Source organism: Marinifilum breve, assembly GCF_003202155.1.
Lineage (GTDB): Bacteria > Bacteroidota > Bacteroidia > Bacteroidales > Marinifilaceae > Marinifilum > Marinifilum breve.
Map to the genome: position 1 here is coordinate 292627 of NZ_QFLI01000006.1, position 18407 is coordinate 311033.

The 18407-nt window shown below is 35.1% G+C and carries 17 protein-coding genes; 4 read left to right on the forward strand and 13 right to left on the reverse strand.

Annotation, left to right across the window (positions count from 1 at the left end; genetic code table 11):
- Positions 1–7 precede the first annotated feature (7 nt).
- From DF185_RS14900 to DF185_RS14925, 6 genes are all read right to left on the reverse strand, one after another.
- Entirely contained in the window at positions 8–592 is a 585-nt protein-coding gene (locus DF185_RS14900) for an RnfABCDGE type electron transport complex subunit E (RefSeq protein ID WP_110361556.1), read from the reverse strand.
- Positions 592–1200 (reverse strand): RnfABCDGE type electron transport complex subunit G, encoded by a 609-nt coding sequence (locus DF185_RS14905; RefSeq protein WP_110361557.1) that lies wholly within the window; start codon positions 1198–1200, stop codon positions 592–594. The genes DF185_RS14900 and DF185_RS14905 overlap by 1 nt, the downstream gene beginning before the upstream one ends.
- A 2-nt stretch (positions 1201–1202) precedes the next feature.
- Positions 1203–2198 carry an RnfABCDGE type electron transport complex subunit D gene (locus DF185_RS14910; protein WP_110361558.1) on the reverse strand — a complete coding sequence of 332 codons (996 nt, stop codon included), beginning with the start codon at positions 2196–2198 and terminating at the stop codon, positions 1203–1205.
- 72 nt (positions 2199–2270) lie between these two features.
- On the reverse strand, positions 2271–3599 hold the full coding sequence (gene rsxC / locus DF185_RS14915) for an electron transport complex subunit RsxC (RefSeq protein WP_110361559.1): 1329 nt from the start codon (positions 3597–3599) through the stop codon (positions 2271–2273).
- 15 nt (positions 3600–3614) lie between these two features.
- Positions 3615–4565: a Fe-S cluster domain-containing protein gene (locus DF185_RS14920; RefSeq protein WP_110361560.1), complete on the reverse strand. Its 951-nt coding sequence runs from the start codon at positions 4563–4565 to the stop codon at positions 3615–3617.
- A 4-nt stretch (positions 4566–4569) separates the two neighbouring features.
- Complete coding sequence (locus DF185_RS14925) at positions 4570–4998, reverse strand: SoxR reducing system RseC family protein (protein ID WP_110361561.1); 429 nt, start codon at positions 4996–4998, stop codon at positions 4570–4572.
- Positions 4999–5397: 399 nt separating this feature from the next.
- Here DF185_RS14925 and DF185_RS14930 point away from each other — a divergent pair, with 399 nt between their 5' ends.
- On the forward strand, positions 5398–5865 hold the full coding sequence (locus DF185_RS14930; protein ID WP_110361562.1) for a VirK family protein: 468 nt from the start codon (positions 5398–5400) through the stop codon (positions 5863–5865).
- A gap of 496 nt (positions 5866–6361) precedes the next feature.
- Here DF185_RS14930 and DF185_RS14935 read toward each other — a convergent pair whose 3' ends face one another.
- Positions 6362–7747, reverse strand: a complete 1386-nt coding sequence (locus DF185_RS14935) for a hypothetical protein (RefSeq protein ID WP_110361563.1) — start codon at positions 7745–7747, stop codon at positions 6362–6364.
- Between the two features lie 135 nt (positions 7748–7882).
- Positions 7883–9988: an ATP-dependent DNA helicase RecG gene (recG, locus tag DF185_RS14940; RefSeq protein WP_110361564.1), complete on the reverse strand. Its 2106-nt coding sequence runs from the start codon at positions 9986–9988 to the stop codon at positions 7883–7885.
- 199 nt (positions 9989–10187) lie between these two features.
- Here recG and DF185_RS14945 point away from each other — a divergent pair, with 199 nt between their 5' ends.
- The 3 genes from DF185_RS14945 (at position 10188) to DF185_RS14955 (ending at position 11853) form a co-directional block, all read left to right on the forward strand.
- On the forward strand, positions 10188–10916 hold the full coding sequence (locus tag DF185_RS14945; RefSeq protein WP_110361565.1) for a hypothetical protein: 729 nt from the start codon (positions 10188–10190) through the stop codon (positions 10914–10916).
- 97 nt (positions 10917–11013) lie between these two features.
- Positions 11014–11574, forward strand: a complete 561-nt coding sequence (locus tag DF185_RS14950) for a cob(I)yrinic acid a,c-diamide adenosyltransferase (RefSeq protein ID WP_110361566.1) — start codon at positions 11014–11016, stop codon at positions 11572–11574.
- A 57-nt stretch (positions 11575–11631) separates the two neighbouring features.
- Positions 11632–11853 carry a DUF2795 domain-containing protein gene (locus tag DF185_RS14955; RefSeq protein WP_054714819.1) on the forward strand — a complete coding sequence of 74 codons (222 nt, stop codon included), beginning with the start codon at positions 11632–11634 and terminating at the stop codon, positions 11851–11853.
- Between the two features lie 71 nt (positions 11854–11924).
- Here DF185_RS14955 and DF185_RS14960 read toward each other — a convergent pair whose 3' ends face one another.
- From DF185_RS14960 to DF185_RS14980, 5 genes are all read right to left on the reverse strand, one after another.
- Entirely contained in the window at positions 11925–13487 is a 1563-nt protein-coding gene (locus DF185_RS14960; RefSeq protein ID WP_110361567.1) for an OstA-like protein, read from the reverse strand.
- Positions 13488–13492: 5 nt separating this feature from the next.
- Positions 13493–14458 carry an AAA family ATPase gene (locus DF185_RS14965; RefSeq protein ID WP_110361568.1) on the reverse strand — a complete coding sequence of 322 codons (966 nt, stop codon included), beginning with the start codon at positions 14456–14458 and terminating at the stop codon, positions 13493–13495.
- A gap of 79 nt (positions 14459–14537) precedes the next feature.
- Positions 14538–15890, reverse strand: a complete 1353-nt coding sequence (locus DF185_RS14970; protein WP_110361569.1) for a peptidylprolyl isomerase — start codon at positions 15888–15890, stop codon at positions 14538–14540.
- Between the two features lie 10 nt (positions 15891–15900).
- A complete protein-coding gene (locus DF185_RS14975) occupies positions 15901–16740 on the reverse strand; it encodes a peptidyl-prolyl cis-trans isomerase (RefSeq protein WP_110361570.1) in 840 nt (279 codons plus the stop codon).
- Complete coding sequence (locus DF185_RS14980; protein ID WP_110361571.1) at positions 16733–18379, reverse strand: peptidylprolyl isomerase; 1647 nt, start codon at positions 18377–18379, stop codon at positions 16733–16735. Before DF185_RS14980 ends, DF185_RS14975 begins: the two co-directional genes overlap by 8 nt.
- Between the last annotated feature and the right edge of the window lie 28 nt (positions 18380–18407).

Here is an 18407-nt window from a genome sequence, read left to right on the forward strand (position 1 = left end):
TTCCTCCTTAAGCTTTTCTAAGTTTGTTAATAAATGCGATTAAGTAACCAAGGGCAATAAATGCTCCAGGGGCCAATACAAAAATCAACATACCATAGTTTTCACTAAATAATGTTATTCCAAACATTTTACCTGCACCAAAGAATTCGCGTACAGCTCCTAGCATAGTTAATGCCATTGAGAAACCAAGTCCCATACTAGCACCATCGATAATTGAAGGAACCAATTTATTTTTAGATGCAAATGCTTCGGCACGCCCTAACACAAGACAGTTAACTACGATAAGAGGAATGAATACACCCAATTGCTCGTGTAAAGCAGGAGCGTAGCCTGCCATTACCAAATCAACCATTGTTACGAAAGAAGCAATGATTACAATAAATGATGGAATCTTTACTTTATCAGGAATTTGAGAGCTAACCAGTGAAATTACAATGTTAGACATGATTAGTACGAATGTTGTAGCTAATCCCATACCCAATCCGTTAATTGCAGAAGAGGTTACCCCAAGTGCAGGACACATACCCAACAATAGAGTAAAAACAGCATTCTCTTTAAAAAAACCTTTTAAGAAATTTTCTTTGTTTGTCATTACTTGGTTCCTCCTTCCATTTTCTTGTTATACTCATTGTAAGCAGTCTGAACAGCTTCTAAGAAAGCTCTGGAGCTAATTGTTGCCGCAGTAATAGCATCAACTTCACCACCATCTTTGCTAACAGTAAGGTTTGCTGTTCCAGGATTTTTGCCCAAAATGCTACACTTGGCTTTAGTTGGATCTGTAGTTTTAAACCAAGGTTCCATTTTTGTACCCAAACCAGGTGTTTCTTTGTGTTCCAATACTGAATAATTGTTGATTGTTCCATCAGGTTTAAAACCTACCATGATCCAAATGTATCCAGAGAATCCGTTTGTGGTAAATGTTTTTACAGCAGTACCAACCAATTCACCTCCTTTTTTTGCAGGATAGAATTCCAAAAGATCACCTGTAGGCATCTCAACCGAATACATTTCCTCGCTAGGATTATTATCAAATTCAGGAACAACTTCCTTAATGGCTTTTAATTTTTTAGCCAATTTAGCAGCAGCGATAGGCTCTTTGGTTAACTCGTAAAGTCCACCTAATGCAGCTGAGGCAACTAGTGTTACAATGAATAACACCAGAACCATATTTATAAATGTAGATTCTTTTTTACCAGCCATGATTATTTCCTTTTTTCGCCGAAACGCTTAGGTTTAACATACACGTTAATTAGTGGCACAAATGCATTCATAATAAGAATGGCAAATGATACTCCTTCAGGATATGCTCCAAACACACGGATTACTACAGTTAGGACACCGATTCCCACACCGTAGATGATCATTCCTTTATTAGACATTGGAGAAGTAACATAGTCGGTAGCCATGAAAATAGCACCTAACAATAAACCTCCTGTCAAAATATGGAATACAGGTCCCGCATAAGCTTCAGGATCTACCATGTGAAGAATTCCTGTTAAGATCGCAACAGAACCAATCACTGCCACAGGAATGTGCCAGGTAATGATCTTACGGATCAACATGTAAATCAATCCAAGAACTAAGGCAGCTCCTGCAATCTCACCCATTGAACCTCCCATGTTTCCAAGGAACATGTCCATGTTTGAAGGGATTTGGCTTGTTAATTCCGATAAAGGTGTTCCGCTTTTTAGACCTTCCTTAATGATAGCAAGAGGTGTAGCTCCAGTTTCTACATCAATATATCCACTGGTTAAACCTATAGACACTGGCCAACTGGTCATCTGAACAGGGAAAGAGATCAAAAGGAATACACGACCAACCAATGCAGGGTTGAATACGTTGTTTCCTAATCCTCCAAATGTCATTTTACCAATACCAATCGCCACTAATGCACCAATCATGATGATCCAGATTGGAAGGTTAGATGGTACGTTAAAGGCCAAAAGAATACCAGTAATAAGGGCAGAACCATCGTTAATGGTAACTTCTGTCTTAAGAATGTATTTTTGAATTAAGAATTCGAATAAGTAACATGATGCTACGGCGGTTAGGGTTACAACTAGTGCACCTAATCCAAAGTAAAAGAACGAAAATAGCAGCGCCGGAAGCATCGCAAATACCACACCATACATATTTTTCTGTATGGAATCTCCACTATGAACATGCGGAGATGGTGCGACAAGTACTTTGGTGTTCATATCTATTTGTTAATTAGTTAATTTTTCATTTGGTAAATGAACGATTATTCATCACTCATTGTTAATCGCTAATTATTTGCGTGCTCTCATAATCTGACCCACTTTTCCTTTTCCCAATCGGATGTAATCCAATAAAGGACGGTGAGCAGGACATGTGAAACTACAAGAACCACATTCGATACAATCCATTACTGCATCTTTTTCTAAGCGCTCGTAATCTTTCTTATCAGCACATACCATTAGCAAGTAAGGTTCAAGTCCCATTGGACATACAGAAACACACTTACCACAACGGATACAAGCTTTGGTAGCTTTACGTGCAGTTTCTTCGCGAGGAAGAAGCAATAATCCAGAACTACCTTTAGTCAATGGAACATCAACGCTGGCAATTGCTTTACCCATCATCGGACCACCACCAACAATTTTACCAGTATCTTCTGGCATTCCACCTGCAGCTTCGATAATATCTTTAACAGGGGTACCGATACGGAACATCCAGTTCGATGGATTCTTCAAGGATTTACCAGTAACTGTTGCTACACGCTCAATCAATGGCTTGTTTTTCTGAATTGCTTCGTAAACTGCATAAGCAGTACCTACATTCTGAACAACTGCACCAACTTCAATTGGAAGAGCCCCCGATGGAACTTCTCTCTTAATGGTTGCAGAGATCAATTGTTTCTCACCGCCTTGAGGATATTGAGTCTTTAATGGACAGATTTCAATGCCTTGATAGTTTGCAGCAAGCTTTGTAAGGTGTGCAATGGCATCAGGCTTGTTATTCTCAATACCGATAATTGCTTTGTTTACCTCAAGCGCTTTCATCAAGATTTGAGTACCAACTAGTACTTCATCACCTTTTTCTAACATGATTCTGTGGTCAGAAGTTAGATAAGGCTCACACTCAACTGCATTAATGATTAAAACCTCTGCGGTTTTTCCAGGAGGAACTGAAAGTTTAACATGAGCAGGGAAGGTAGCACCACCCAAACCAACGATACCCGCATCGCCAACTCGTTTGATGATTTCCTCTTTGCTTGCGCTAATTTCTTTTACCAATTCTTCGCTTCGATCGATATGCTCTAACCATTCATCGCCATCAACTTTGATGATAACCGATGTTCTTCGGAAACCACTAGCATCCATGATATCATCTACCTTGAATACTGTTCCTGAAACAGATGAGTGAATGTTTGCAGATACAAATCCTGAAGATTTAGCAATTAGTTGTCCTACTTTTACTTCGTCGCCTTTTTTAACGATTGGTGTAGCAGGAGCACCAATATGTTGTGAAATTGGAATGCTAACCATTTGGGGTATTGGCAATGCCTGGATTGCGCTTTCAGCAGATAGTTTGTTTTCTGCTGGATGAATACCTCCTATAGAAAATGTTTTTAACACTGATTATCCTCCTATTTATTTGTTATCAGATGTTTCTTCTTTCGAATCGTTTGCTTTTGGCTCAGCTTTAGGAGCATCTTTAACTTCCGCCTTAGCAGCTGCAGGTTTTACTGTTTTAGCATCAGGTTTTGCAGCAGGCTTCTCTTTTCGAGGAGGGAAGTTTAATTCATGTATTGCATTAGTAGGACAAACTACCACACATTTTCTACACAATTTACATTTGTTGTAGTCGATGTAAGCAAGGTTGTTTTCTACTGTAATTGCATCGAAAGGACATTCTTTCTCACACTTGCGGCAACCAATACATGCAACATTACAAGCTTTTTTGGCAACAGCACCTTTGTCCTTGTTTACACAAGACACAAAAATACGACGGCTCTTAGGTCCTTTTTTGCGAAGCTCAATAATGTTATTAGGACAAGCTTTAACACAAGCGCCACAAGAAACACACTTGTCTTCAATGATAACTGGCAGACCTGTTTCTTCGTCCATGTACATTGCATCAAAATTACAAGCTTCAACACATTCGCCTAAACCTAGACATCCATGCTGACAACCAGTTTCGCCACTATAAAGTGATGCTGCAATAGAACAAGATGCTGCTCCATCGTACTGATTTGTTTTCGGACGGTTTTCGCAAGTTCCGTTACAACGTACAACAGCAACAGTTGGGTCTGCTGCTTTAACTTCGTGTCCTAAAAGGGCACCTACATGTGACATTACCGCTGCTCCACCAACAGGGCAGTTGAAGTTTGAGATGTCGTCGGCTTTTACCAATGCTTCGGCAAAACCTCTACAACCCGGATAACCACAACCCCCGCAGTTCGCTGCAGGCAATGCTTCTTCAACCTCGTCGATACGAGGATCTTCGTACACTTTGAATTTTTGGGCTACAAAATACAGGATAATTGCTGCAGTAACACCAATAGCACACAAAGCCAGAATAGTGATAGCTATAATGCTCATAGAATTAAATGTTTACGATTTTTTCTATTGTAAATGAAAACGTTTTCTTTAAACGTCCTTTAAAAAAGGACAATATGATATAATAAGGTGGTAAAACTGCTAATGATAGTAAACCACTTATTAGTTCGTCGTTAGTAATTGATGTTGCTATAAAAAGAACAAGTAACACAAGAACAAATGGGAGTACATATGCCAACATTAATGCAAACCAGCCTAAGGATTCGCGGTAAGTTAATTTGACTTTTTCTCCTACAGAATACTTGTTGCTAAAATCAATAACATCAATTGATTTTTCCTTCATATCAGACATTGTACACGCTCCTTTTGCATGACAACCTGCACAAGCCGAAACATTAACAATTCCGACTGTAATCTTACCATCCTTTATTTCCAGGATAGTCCCCTCATGATCAATTTGTTTGGGAGTACTCATGATTTAGCCCCTTTTTATTTAGTGTATGTGTTTGTTAGCTGTATATCAGCACCTTTAAATAGGTATGTTATTTAACACATGGCAACAAAATTAACACTTTAGGCCACATTCCATCCTGAAAAAGTCTATTTATAGCGTGTTTAAATAGAGGGAGTTCCTTGCTTTTGTAATGTAGAGATTGCAATTTTTCATGTATCTATATTGAATACAGTTAGTTTGGGCTATTCAAGAAAAAAATCGCTAATTTTAGTACTTTCTGCAAACGAGGTAATTTAGAATCTATGTAAATAAATCATCGTTTATCGTATTTTAGAATTTCATTAAAGAATTATAAAGACAAAGAAAACTTAGATTGAATAGGATAAAATTGACATAAATAATCACCACTAACCTAGAATTATGAAAAAAATACTATTGCTTAGCTTAATGCTAATTCCTGGAATTTTAATGGCGAAGACGCAAAAATTAGAATCTTTTGAACAAGTAATGGATGCCTTAAAACAAGGAAAAGTTGTACATGCTGTTTTCTATTATAAAGATTGTCAGTTAATAAGTGACAATGAGATAGAGGACGAGAGCGTTGATGCTATTGGAGGTATGAAAATAGATACCTGGGAGTATTTTGCCAAGGGTTCGATTCGAAATAAAGAGGCTTTTGTTGTTACTTCAACTTCGAAACTAATTGCCAATCCAAAAGGAAAAGGATATGTGTACAATTACGTGAAACTTAAAATTAAGGAATCAGGTGAAGTTAAAATCACTGCCAACTACGTTGATTCTGTTACCCATGAAGAAACGATGACTGAAAACTTCTTTACAGAGATTAATGACGGAGAAAAAGGAGCTGCCCACTTTTATGTGGATTAAGTATATGGATTAAGGACATCACGATATATAAAGCAGAAATCTAATGATTTCTGCTTTTTTTACATTTGATTATGAGTGGTTAGGCTTATTTTATTGATGTGTAGAACTTGTACTTTACAGTATCTACCTGGTTACCCAACCAGGTAAAGTAGGTTGGTAGACGTACTAGAGTAGGTTATCCAAATGGGTAAAGTAGGTTGGTAGACGTGCTAGAGTAGGTTATCCAAATGGGTAAAGTAGGTTGGTGGACGTACTAGAGTAGGTTATCCAAATGTGTAAAGTAGATTGGTGGACGTACTAGAGTAGGTTATCCAACCAGGTAAAGTAGGTTGGAAAACGTGCTAGAGCAGGTTGTTTAAATGGATATAATAATTTATTGCACTTACTTGGGTAGGTTGTTATTATAATAATTGCAGTTCAAGTAGGTATTTAAAGAAAAATGCCCAACGTATGTAAAATACATTGGGCAAATATCTTAAGTGCATATTGTGCTTCCTTAGAATTGAAAACGCAATGCCACATAAGGCATTACCGAATTATCAGCTTTAAAGCTTCCATCATCCTGTTTATTCCAGGTCCATTTGTAGTCTACTCCTGTTGCTATAATAGGACTGATTTTATAGGCAAAACGAATTAATGCCAATGAATTATCATCGAATTCAAAAGCATCACCAAAATCAACCAAATTGGCTTTTGTATAATATCCTTCAATAATAATCTTATCGAATAAATCTTTTGTTTTAAGATTTAGCTGCATGGTAGCAGGAGTTTCTTCACTTACATTATCAGGTAGAAGTAAATTACCTCCAACCAAAACTTTATCCATTAACGAAGCAGTTAATGATCCGTAAATACCCTGCTTGTTTTTTGCATCTCCCAATGCCACAATTTTTGCATCCTTATTGATTTCGTAATGGGCATCGAAGAATTGTGGCAGGTAATTGTCGCTATACCAAAGACGTTCTATTCTTGAGTTTAGCCTGAAAAAATTGCCTATGACATTCATATTGGCATTTACACCAATTCCCATACCTTTTCCTGCACCATACCTTTGCGTAGGAGGAATTGCCTGATGATATCTGGCCAATGAATCTGATTTTATTTTTGTCAATTTACTAAAGTGGGTATATCCGGTAATATTGATGAAGTTGGAATTGATGAAAGTGATTCCCATATCAAAACCATAGGCTTTCACTCCATCAGAAAGGAATTCATTTATTCCAGTATCATCGCCAAAGCGATTGGTTCTATCCTTATCGGAGATATAGGAAATACCAAAATCTAAGGTTTTAAGTACTGGAATTCCACTAGCGCCAAAAGGACGCACATAAGGGCGAATGGCGAAAAGATTGAATGATTCAAGGTTAAAATCGCTATACAAACCTTCGATACCAACTACTTTTTTAATTCTGAAATCGTAGCTTACACCCACTTTTCGTTTCTCGAAACTAGGTGAGTTGTTGTAGTTATTTAGCAAACTCCCATATCCAAGAGATTCACCTCTTAGTTGACCTACTTTAATGAATACAGGATCTTTTTTCTTACGGCCGTAACGAACATAGCTTATTAGACGAAGGATTCCAGAGCCATTTTTGAATTCGTCGCTGTACAATTTTCCCGATTCTAGGTTAAAGTATATTGGAAGATCAAATCCTACACCTACTTTTCCTAAGTTCAATTCTGGTTGAAATCTTGCACCTGCATAGTTTTCGCCACCAATTCTTGCAAAGGCAAATGAACCGGTGAAAAGACTTATAGAATCTGGATTGCTTAGGTTTTCGAAAGAGTTATCGAAACCATAAAATAAATTGTCTTCCTGAGCTTTCAGATTGCCTGCATACAGGAATATTGAAGCGATAGAGAGTAGTAATAGTTTTTTCATATCGTTATAGTGATTATTGGTGTATGTTTACCGAACAATGGATAAAGATCCCTGTTTTATTTATAAGGAGCATTGCTTTGTGAATAATGATATTATTGAAATACAATTTAAAAATATAAATTTATGATTCAATAATTAGCTTATTACACTCCAATTTATTTTTGTTTTGCTAAGTCTTTTTACTTGTTTGGCTAAAGTGAAGTTCTCTTCTTTTTCCAGAAGAGGATCATCATCTAAAATTTGCTGTGCAACATCTCTTGCATATTGCAATAACTGACCATCTTTACCAAGGTGAGCAATTTTTAAATCATAGGAAATACCACTTTGCTGAGTTCCTTCAATATCTCCCGGGCCTCTTAGTTTTAAATCAACTTCGGCAATTTCAAAACCATCGTTGGTTCTTACCATGGTTTCAATTCTTTTTCTCGATTCATTGGAAATCTTGTAGGAAGACATGAGGATACAGTATGATTGTTCGGCACCACGTCCTACACGACCACGCAATTGGTGCAACTGCGATAAACCAAACCTTTCGGTACTTTCAATAACCATTACCGATGCATTGGGTACATTAACACCAACTTCGATTACGGTAGTTGCTACCATAATTTTGGTTTCACCTTGCGCGAATCGTTGCATTTCAGCATCTTTTTCGGCTGGTTTCATTTTACCGTGAACCATACTTATGCCGTACTTTTCAGGAGGAAAAGAACTGGCCACACTTTCATAACCTTCTTCCAGGTTTTTATAATCCATTTTTTCCGATTCTTTAATCATCGGATATACCAAATAGATTTGCCTTCCCAAATCGATCTGTTTTTTCATGAACTGATAAACCTGTCGCCTTTTATTCTCGAAGTAATGAACCGTTTGAATTGGCTTTCTCCCTGGAGGCAGTTCATCAATTACAGAAACTTCCAAGTCGCCGTATAAGGTCATTGCTAAAGTTCTTGGAATTGGAGTGGCCGTCATCACCAATACATGTGGAGGAATGTTATTCTTTTTCCATAATCGAGCACGCTGTGCTACCCCAAATCTATGCTGCTCATCGATAATAACCAGACCAAGGTTATTGAATTGAACCACATCTTCGAGCAATGCATGTGTACCAATCAGAATCTGCAACTCTCCACTTTTAAGGTCTTCATGTATTCTTCGTCTGTCCTTTTGCTTTGTGGAACCGGTAAGTAAAGCAACATTTACATCAATTCCTTCCAGAAATTCAGAAATGCTTTCCATGTGTTGTGTAGCTAGAATTTCGGTAGGAGCCATTAAGCATGCTTGACAACCATTATCGAGTGCCATAAGCATGCACATTAGTCCAACCATGGTTTTACCACTACCTACATCACCTTGTAGCAGGCGATTCATTTGTTTCCCGGAACCAACATCCTTACGAATTTCTTTAATTACTCGCTTTTGGGCATTGGTTAATTCGAAAGGCAAATTGTTTTGGTAGAACGTATTAAAGTATTCACCAATTTTTGAAAACAGATGTCCTTTGTATAGGATTTTCCGTTTCATTTTCATTTTAAGAATGTTGAGTTGGATGTAGAACAACTCTTCAAACTTTAGTCGATATTGTGCTTTTTTTAGGATCTCAGTATTTTGCGGAAAATGAATCTGAAGCAAAGCTTCGTGCAGGTTGATTAGACCCTGTCTTTTAATTAGAGGTGCTGGCAAAGTTTCTGGTATTTTCCCATTAACTGATTTTAGTGCATTTTCTTGCAGTTTCTGAATTGCTCGTGAATTCAGAAAGCTATTCTTCATTTTCTCGGTGGTCAGATAAAATGATTGAAGCGAAGCATTAATCTTCCCATTGCTTTTGTTTGCTTCTTCTATTTCAGGATGAACAACATTAACCTTCCTGTTGAACTCAGAAGGTTTTCCAAAAACAATGTAATCGGTATTTGGCTTTAGGTTGCCTTTAATGTATTTAATGCCCTTAAACCAGACCAATTCCATGGTGTCTTCACCATCTGTAAAATAAGCTACCAAACGTTGTTGACGTTTTTCGCCTAAAGTTTCGATGCCTGTAATTTGTCCTCTTACTTGAATATAGGGTAGTTTCGAGTTAATCTCCCTAATTGAATAGAATTTTGTTCTATCGATATATTTGTACGGAAAATGATACAACAAATCCTCGTAACTATAGATCGATAGTTCTTGATTCAAAATGGAAGCTCTTTTGGGACCAACTCCAGCTAAAAATTTTATATCTAGGCCAGCTAATTCAGACATTTAATCACATTTTAATAATACAATATTGCATGTATTATGCCGATTGATTTCTAAAAGTACATTGAAAGTGTAATGAAACATTGCGACATTCTAGAAACAAATCGGTTTAAAGTATTGAAAGTTCAAAAAATCTAATAATTTTAATTGTTGAGAAACTCAAATTTACAATTTAATTCGCCAAATATACATAAACACTAGCATGAGTGGAATTCGATATCGACTAAAAAAAAGATTAATTCGTTTAAAAACTTATCGCCGAAAGGGCTTTGGAGAACATTCTTCAAATGCAATAGATTTGATAACTAATGTATTTGGAGCTAAGCTTCATTATTATGCCTTTCGCGATCTTCAACAAACCAGGGGATTGGCGGTAAGGTTGTTGAAAGCATCTTGTAAATCATCGGCTATTAGTGCTGGTCGTGCAAATTTTTTGAAGGAGGAAATCCTAAATTTAAAAAGGGGAAAAGATGTGGATCGCTTAATTTTTCGCTTGATGAATTATTACCAAGTAAAAAAGCCTGTGTTTATTGGAAATGGATTGGGGTATACGAAGGCGTATATGGCCAAGGTTGATTCGAGAATTAAACTTTGCTGTATTGGAGATTGCCTAAAAAATGAAGAGATAAATTCAAAAATATTTAATAGACAGCTTCAAATTAATAATATTGAATCTATACAGTTCTGTGAAGTAAAGGATGTTGACTTTATAGTAATATCCAATATGGCCAGTGTTGAAGATATTGAGCTATTTAAAACAAACTATGCTCAAATATTGGGCAGGTCTTCTATTCTTGTTTTTCAAAATATGAATAGAAATTCTGTCTTGTTGGATACCTGGAAAACGTTAAAACATTCTCGTGAATTTGATTTTCATCTAAATATGCATTCCGTAGGAATTTTAATTTCTATAGATAATACGGAAAAATAAATTCTTAGAATCGTTCTAAATAATAAAAAATTTTATCTTTGTTATAACTGCTAATTTTATCAGGCAAAACTTGAAATGTTAGCTAAAAAATAGAACAATGGATAAATTTAAAGTATATACAAAAACAGGAGATAAGGGAACCACTGGTCTTATTGGTGGAACTCGTGTTCCTAAATATCATTTGAGATTAGAAGCTTACGGAACTGTTGATGAATTGAATTCATATATTGGATTAATTCGATCTCATGAAATAGAAGAAAAAACTCTGGAAGTTTTAAATATAGTACAGAACAAGCTGTTTTTGATTGGCTCTCGTTTGGCTACAGATGATGAAAAATCAGACTTAAAACAGAAGCTAAATCTGAATGAGGATGATATTTTATTATTGGAATCCGAGATGGATCGAATGGATGAAGAACTTCCAGAATTAAACAATTTTGTTCTACCTGGAGGGAGCCGATTAAATGGATTTTGCCATGTTGCCAGAACAATTTGCCGTAGGGCAGAGAGAAGAGCCAATCAATTGTCATTAGAAATTGACATAAATCCCTTATTGTTGAAGTACTTAAACAGGTTGTCGGACTACTTATTTGTGTTATCACGCAAGGTTTTAAAGGATGTTGGGGCTGATGAAATAAAATGGGAGCCGGACTTGTAAATTCGGAAAAAAAAATTATATTCGCAGAATAAAGGAACCTAAAAATATTTTGAACTTATGTATTGGACACTTGAATTAGCAACAAAACTTGAAGATGCCCCATGGCCGGCTTCTAAGGATGAGTTGATTGACTACGCAATTCGCTCTGGTGCGCCGCTGGAGGTAATTGAAAATTTGCAGGAAATCGAGGAAGAGGGAGAGATTTTTGAGAGTATTGAGGATATTTGGCCTGATTACCCTAGCAAAGGAGATTTTTTATTCAACGAAGATGAATACTAAAAAATAAAAAACGAGGTTTTGTTACAAAACCTCGTTTTTTATTTCCTGCTTTAAACAGATTTATAATCTGTTTACTCACCTTTTAAAATACTTTTAGCTGTATGTGGAGGTGTATCTCGCCAAATAAATATATCTTCTTTTGATTTTGGCTGAACACCATCGAACCAACGGAAATTTTTCAGGAATAGCATTTCTTGTTCCACTTCAAACAAAGGGTACATGTTGCCATCAGGTTTTTTGATAAACTTAATCTGATCGATTTTGTTATCCTTTATAAGTATTGTAATATTACTGCTTTTGGCAATATTCATTCCCATTAATATTTCTTTGTCTTTTGGATAATATATAGTCTCACCATTGCCATCAATATCTAATTTGTAAATTTTATTGTCTCTAACATGACCAAGCATGTTCTTTCCTTTGATCTGGTTGTAAAAGACGCTGTCTTCTTTTGCCGTTAGGAAGGAAGAACCTCTAAAATGAAGATATTTTAGTTTCTGATTTTGTGTTTCTATACCTATAGTATCAGCAATCATCTGATTGCCCTGCGCCCATAAAACCGGATCGTTAAACAATCTTATGGTAGAGTCTTGCATGGTATATACCAGAGAATCACATTTACCTTGCAAATCGGGTCTGAAAAACTTCACGTGATGAAAAGCCTTTATTAGTTCATAATCTGCAGTGTCTTTTGATATTGTAAGCGTATCTGCATGTAGAAAAAGAGAATCTTGTTCTGCAACTTGAATAAAAACTGCCGAATCAGTCATTAGTGCTTCTTCGGTATTCTTAAAAGTTTCTAAAAAGTGTCCTTGCAAGATAATATTATTAACCGTGTCTTTTAATTCTACATTGTCAAATACTCTTGCAGTTTCATTATTTTTATCCAAGTAAATGCTATCGCCTTTTATTTGATATGCTTTACTATTAAGGGTAGTGTTTTTAAAAAATTGTGATATTCCAGTAGTTGTATTGTACCATCCATCTTCTGAATAAAGTGTTTCTGTTTCATTTTCGATGGTAGTAGGACCTAAAATAAAAGCAGTTTTGCTAACCGTATTGTATTTTAATGTATCTGATTTTAAAGTATAGTCATTACTTAGAACTTCAACGCTATCTTTAAAGAACAACAAATCCTGTCTCGTATAATATCTTCCTATGCTGCTGGTAAGCGTATTGTCGGTATCTACAATTTTTCCACCATTAAAATAGTAACCTACACTTTCGTTCATATCAAAATCAAGAAACTCAGTGGTTACGGTAACTGTTTTATTTTTAAGCTTTACATTTTTACGCATTTCAGCCAGTTTGGTGTTTCCATAGTACTTTAGTACATCACCATAAATGTGAACTGTGTCCGAGCTAATAATGTGAACATTACCATATGCAACAATTCTGTTGTCTCCTCTGAATTGATATACGCTATCGCAATACATCTTAATGTTTTCATGAGTAATAAATACATTGTCATTGAAAACAGTAAGCTGTGATTCTGATTGTAATTTCGCTCTCATGCTATCGAAATGTTTAATTTCAATTAATGATTTTTTCTGAGCTTCCAGCGTAAATGAGAAAAGGCAGAATATTCCTGCGAATAGAATAATCGATTTATATTTTGTAATGATGCAAGGCATTCCTTTTATTTTATTAATTCTTTTATAATATCTTCAACACTAATTCCTTCAGCTTCGGCCTTGTAGTTTTTCATGATCCTATGTCTTAATATAGAAACTGCAACTTCCTTTACATCTTCTATGTCTGGAGAATATTTTCCGGAAAGAAGAGCGTGTGCTTTTGCTCCAATAACCAAATATTGTGACGCTCTTGGTCCAGCACCCCAATTAATATACTCATTTGCCATAGAATGCGAAAACTCGGTATTAGGCCTCGATTTTGCCGCCAAATTTACAGCATATTCCAATACATTGCGATTAATTGGTACTTTTTGTATCAATTTTTGATAATAAGAAATCTTTTCACCTGAAATAATCTTGTCCAATGCAATTTCCTTGCCACATGTAGTGTTTTCAACAATCGAAATTTCATCTTCTAATTTTGGGTAATCCAAATAAATGCTAAACATGAAACGGTCTAGTTGAGCTTCAGGAAGTGGGTATGTACCTTCTTGTTCGATTGGGTTTTGTGTGGCCAATACGAAAAAAGGTTTTTCAATTTCGTAGTTTTTACCATTTACCGTTACCATTTTTTCTTGCATTGCCTCCAATAAAGCCGATTGAGTTTTGGGAGGCGTACGGTTAATCTCATCAGCAAGAATGATATTGGCAAACAAAGGACCTTTTATGAAATTGAATTTGCGCTCGTTATTTAATATTTCCGTTCCTATAATATCAGAAGGCATTAGATCTGGAGTAAACTGTATTCTTTGGTATTTTAAGTCTAAAACCTGCGCAATTGTGTTTACAAGTAAAGTTTTAGCCAGCCCAGGAACACCAACAAGTAAACAGTGTCCATTACTAAAAATCGAAATCAATACTTTTTTAATGATTTCATCCTGACCATAAATTTTCTTGCCAATTTCCTCAAGTAGTTTTTTATAATCGGCATGTAAGGAATTAGCAGCTTCCACTTCTGATTTAAAATTCATAAGAATTTAGTATTTGGATTTCCTTGAAAAAATCAGACACAGCAAAAAGGCTGTGTCTGAGAAAATATTTTAAGCTTAATTATTTTTGCCAGCCTTTGAATCTGAATTTTGCATTTTTGTATGAATCATCAATGTGAACGTAAGTTCCAGATTGCTTCTCCTTGATCCATTTATCAAGAATATCTTGCTGCTTTTGATTGGTCAGCATATTTTCAAAAATACTCCAGTCGTCAGATAGGTTTGCCGTGTGAGATTTAGTTTCTGATTTTATCTTGATGATTTTGTAAGCATCCTTTCCTCCAGAAACATCTAAAAATGGCTCAGAAATCTCGTTTAATTTTAAGTTGTTAATTTGTTGAGCAATTGCAGGAGGCAAATTATCTTTTTCAAATCTTGATGATCCAGTATATGGATTAACAATCAAACCACCATTATTTCTTGTGTCTTTGTCAGCTGAGAAATAAAATGCAGCTTCATCAAATTTTAGTTTTTCACCTCTAATTAAATCTGCGATACTATCTAAGCGTGAAGTAGCTTCTGCTCTTTTTTCTTGTTCAATTTTTGGTTTTAGAAGAATGTGACGAACATTAATTCTTTCACCTTTTCGATCAATAAATTGAATGATGTGAAACCCGTACTCTGTTTCTACAATTTTAGAAACTTTATCAGTTTTTAGGTTGAAAGCTACGTTTGCAAACTCTGGTACCAAACTTGATCTTGGTGTATATCCTAATTCTCCACCTTGACGAGCACTTCCTGGGTCTTCAGAATAAAGAACTGCCAATGTAGAAAAGCTCTTTCCTTCATGCACCATATCTCTAAACTCTCTTAACCTGTTTCTAATTCGGTCTTTCTCGTCGTCAGTAACTTGTGGATATCTAACAATCTGTTGAACCTCTAGTTTTCCAGGAATTGTAGGTAAACTGTCCTTGTTTAATTTATTGTAAAAATCACGAACCTCAGCAGGAGTAATGTGAATATCCTTAGTGATTTCTGCTTGCATTTTTTCTTTGATGCGCTCATTTCTGGTAGGTTCGCGTAAATCGTTTTTCATATCAAGAATCGATTTTCCAAAATATTGTTCCAATTTTTCTTTGGAACCGATTCTTTGAATGTACATTTCCATTTTGCGATCAAGATCATCTTCAACTTCTTGTTCGGTTACCTCAATACTATCAATAGCAGCTTGGGCAATCATCAATTTTTGAATCAATAGATCTTCAAAAATTTCGGTTTTCAAGTCAACACTACCTGATGTGTATCCTTGAGCCTTAAGACTGATAAATCTTTGCTCAACATCGGATTTTAATACAACCTGATTACCAACCACGGCAATGATTTTATCTACCACATTGTCTTGAGCATTAAGAGTAAGAATACTCAGTAACAACAGTGTTAACACCGTGTAAGTTTTTCTAAAAATGTAACGCATATTTTATGGTTTAATAAATTTTGAATTTATTTTTCGATTCTGCATCCCTATAGATGTTTTCTTCGAGATTTTTTATGAATTCTATTTTTCTTTTATTGATTATTATTTTTCTGATGTCATCTCTTACAAAATCAAGAGGTGCAACATTATTTTTGAACTCAACATTTTTAATAGCGACAAAATACCTGTATGTCGAGTCTTCTGTTTCAATGTGTTTTCTGCTTTTTAATAGTTTATCTTCGTTGCTAAATTCGAAAGGGATTCTATTTAATAGTTCTTTCGCATTTACCCATTGCCCGCTAAAATTATCAAATTTTGTGGCATTCTGAAAACAGTAGTCTTCCAATTCGTCCCAATCTTCCTCTTTTTCTGATTTATAAAGCTTCTGAACTCCTTTGTAATTTGGAACAGGTTTTGAGATTTGAATATATAATGCTTTGATAATGTTTCTGTTCAATATAAAGTTGCCAGAGTTTTGACGATAATAATTATCAATTTCAAAAGTTGTAACAGTGGTATCAAGTTTTTGCTCTAAAAGTTGTTGCTGATACTTGTGAATAATTAAAGATGAACGATAATCTTCTACCATTTTGCTAACATCCTTGTCTTCATCAGAAAGATTAAGTTCTGCCTTCGAAATGATCAACTGTTTTTTTACCCACTGGTGAATGTAGTTATCAGCAATTAGAATACTATCTTCTTTTGTGCTTCCATTGGGAACAATAGCTGCCACCTCACTCATGTATAAATAGTTCTGATTTACTTTAGCAACAGCTTTGTCTTCCTCTTGATTGTAGTTACAGGCAATCATGCCTGCAAGTAAAATTATTGTAAGTATGTACTTATTCATTCTTATTTGTTCGCAAATTTGTTAAAGCTTTAGGATTGATTTTTACAGAGTACTTCTTTCTTAGTTTTTCCGACCAATTTTTCTCAATCCAAGCTCTGTAATCTTCAGATACAATATCTTTAACTGTTTCGTAACCAGCTTCTGTGTTGTATTTGTGCTGATTGTTAATGTAAAATTCTTTTGTTTTTTCTTTGTTTGAAGTATTATTCCAAATTGTTTCTTTGGTGATAAAATAAACTAAAATTCCTTTTTCGTATTCATCCAGTAATATTTTAAGCTCAGGATGATTTTCCACAAGTCTATTTTTGTGGTATGCTAAGATACAAGTGTTTGAGAAATTAACATATAATCTATTGATATAATCTTCAAAATTTTCGTAAATATCTTTAGAAGCTTGTTTGCTTAGGAATTCAGCAAACTTTTCTTGTGAGTAACTTTGATCTTCAAGTGAAAATAAAGTTTCCCATAATTCAGCATAAGCATAATCCAAAATCGAGTAAAAATTTGATAGCAAATTCTTATTTTCTTTGAAATTATATCTTTCTTTTAACTGCTTGATTAACTCATTTTCTGAGATTCTTGATCTGCTATCTTCTTCCAATAGCTCAATTAATTCATCTTTGCATTCCTCTAGATTATTATATTCCTTTTTATCTATAAGCTGGATAATGTGGTATCCAAATTCGGTTCTAATTGGTTGTGAAAATTCACCTGTGTTTTTTAATGCAAATGCAGTTCTTTCAATGGTTGGATGAGTTTCGAATAATCCAAACCATGGCAATATACCATTGTTGTTTACTGACGTAACATCATCTGAGAATTTTTGAATAAGTTTAGGAAAATTAGCTCCTGATAGAAGAAGTTGATATATAGAATCTGCTTTTGTTTTAAGTTTATCCTTTTCGGATTTCTTTTTAAACTCAAGCATAAGGTGTCTAACCTTTACTTTCCCTGGATTTTTAATTTTGTCAATGGTTTGGACAATGTGGTATCCGTAAGGCGACCGAATAGGTTTGGAGAATTTGCCTTTAGCTGAATTGTAAGCAGCAGTTTCAAAGGCGTAATCCATATCGAAAACTGTAATGTATCCTAATTCTCCATTGTTTTTTCTAGCTGATAAATCATCCGAGAATTGATTGGCAAGTTTTGAAAATTTCTTGCCCTGATTTAATAATGAATAGATTCTGCTAACCTCATGATAAGCTTCAATTGTATCTTTTGGTGTAGCCCTACCTTCAATTTTAATTAAAATATGGCGAGGTTTTATGAAATGTTGAATTCTTTTGAATGTTTCTTCAAGTAAATTTTGACTGATCTCTGCAGGATACAAATAAGCATTAAATGCTTGATTGTGATAAGTTTCGATTTCCTGAATTACTTCTGGTAAAGTGTCAAATTGAAGATTTTTAGCTTCTATAGCCTTTAGGTGAAAATCGATGTATAAATCTAAAGATTCCTTTAAAGAAAGCGGTTTGTTATGCTGGTTGCGGAGTTTATTACTTTCGAAAAGTTCCACAAACGGAGCAGAAGGGTAAGTTGTTTTATCAATGCTAAAAAGGGTATCTGTCGAACTGTATTGCCCGTAACTTTCTAACGAGCAATATAAAACTGTAATCAGATATAATAAACCCTTCCTCATTCAGTAATTATATGGTAAATATTCTAAT

Coding starts and splice junctions, on each gene's coding strand:
- DF185_RS14945 (WP_110361565.1), top strand. CDS start 10,188: ATGAGTGGAATTCGATATCGACTAAAAAAAAGATTAATTCGTTTAAAA.
- DF185_RS14950 (WP_110361566.1), top strand. CDS start 11,014: ATGGATAAATTTAAAGTATATACAAAAACAGGAGATAAGGGAACCACT.
- DF185_RS14980 (WP_110361571.1), bottom strand. CDS start 18,379: ATGAGGAAGGGTTTATTATATCTGATTACAGTTTTATATTGCTCGTTA.
- DF185_RS14970 (WP_110361569.1), bottom strand. CDS start 15,890: ATGCGTTACATTTTTAGAAAAACTTACACGGTGTTAACACTGTTGTTA.
- DF185_RS14905 (WP_110361557.1), bottom strand. CDS start 1,200: ATGGCTGGTAAAAAAGAATCTACATTTATAAATATGGTTCTGGTGTTA.
- DF185_RS14965 (WP_110361568.1), bottom strand. CDS start 14,458: ATGAATTTTAAATCAGAAGTGGAAGCTGCTAATTCCTTACATGCCGAT.
- DF185_RS14975 (WP_110361570.1), bottom strand. CDS start 16,740: ATGAATAAGTACATACTTACAATAATTTTACTTGCAGGCATGATTGCC.
- DF185_RS14925 (WP_110361561.1), bottom strand. CDS start 4,998: ATGAGTACTCCCAAACAAATTGATCATGAGGGGACTATCCTGGAAATA.
- DF185_RS14930 (WP_110361562.1), top strand. CDS start 5,398: ATGAAAAAAATACTATTGCTTAGCTTAATGCTAATTCCTGGAATTTTA.
- recG (WP_110361564.1), bottom strand. CDS start 9,988: ATGTCTGAATTAGCTGGCCTAGATATAAAATTTTTAGCTGGAGTTGGT.
- DF185_RS14900 (WP_110361556.1), bottom strand. CDS start 592: ATGACAAACAAAGAAAATTTCTTAAAAGGTTTTTTTAAAGAGAATGCT.
- DF185_RS14955 (WP_054714819.1), top strand. CDS start 11,632: ATGTATTGGACACTTGAATTAGCAACAAAACTTGAAGATGCCCCATGG.
- DF185_RS14920 (WP_110361560.1), bottom strand. CDS start 4,565: ATGAGCATTATAGCTATCACTATTCTGGCTTTGTGTGCTATTGGTGTT.
- DF185_RS14960 (WP_110361567.1), bottom strand. CDS start 13,487: ATGCCTTGCATCATTACAAAATATAAATCGATTATTCTATTCGCAGGA.
- DF185_RS14935 (WP_110361563.1), bottom strand. CDS start 7,747: ATGAAAAAACTATTACTACTCTCTATCGCTTCAATATTCCTGTATGCA.
- DF185_RS14910 (WP_110361558.1), bottom strand. CDS start 2,198: ATGAACACCAAAGTACTTGTCGCACCATCTCCGCATGTTCATAGTGGA.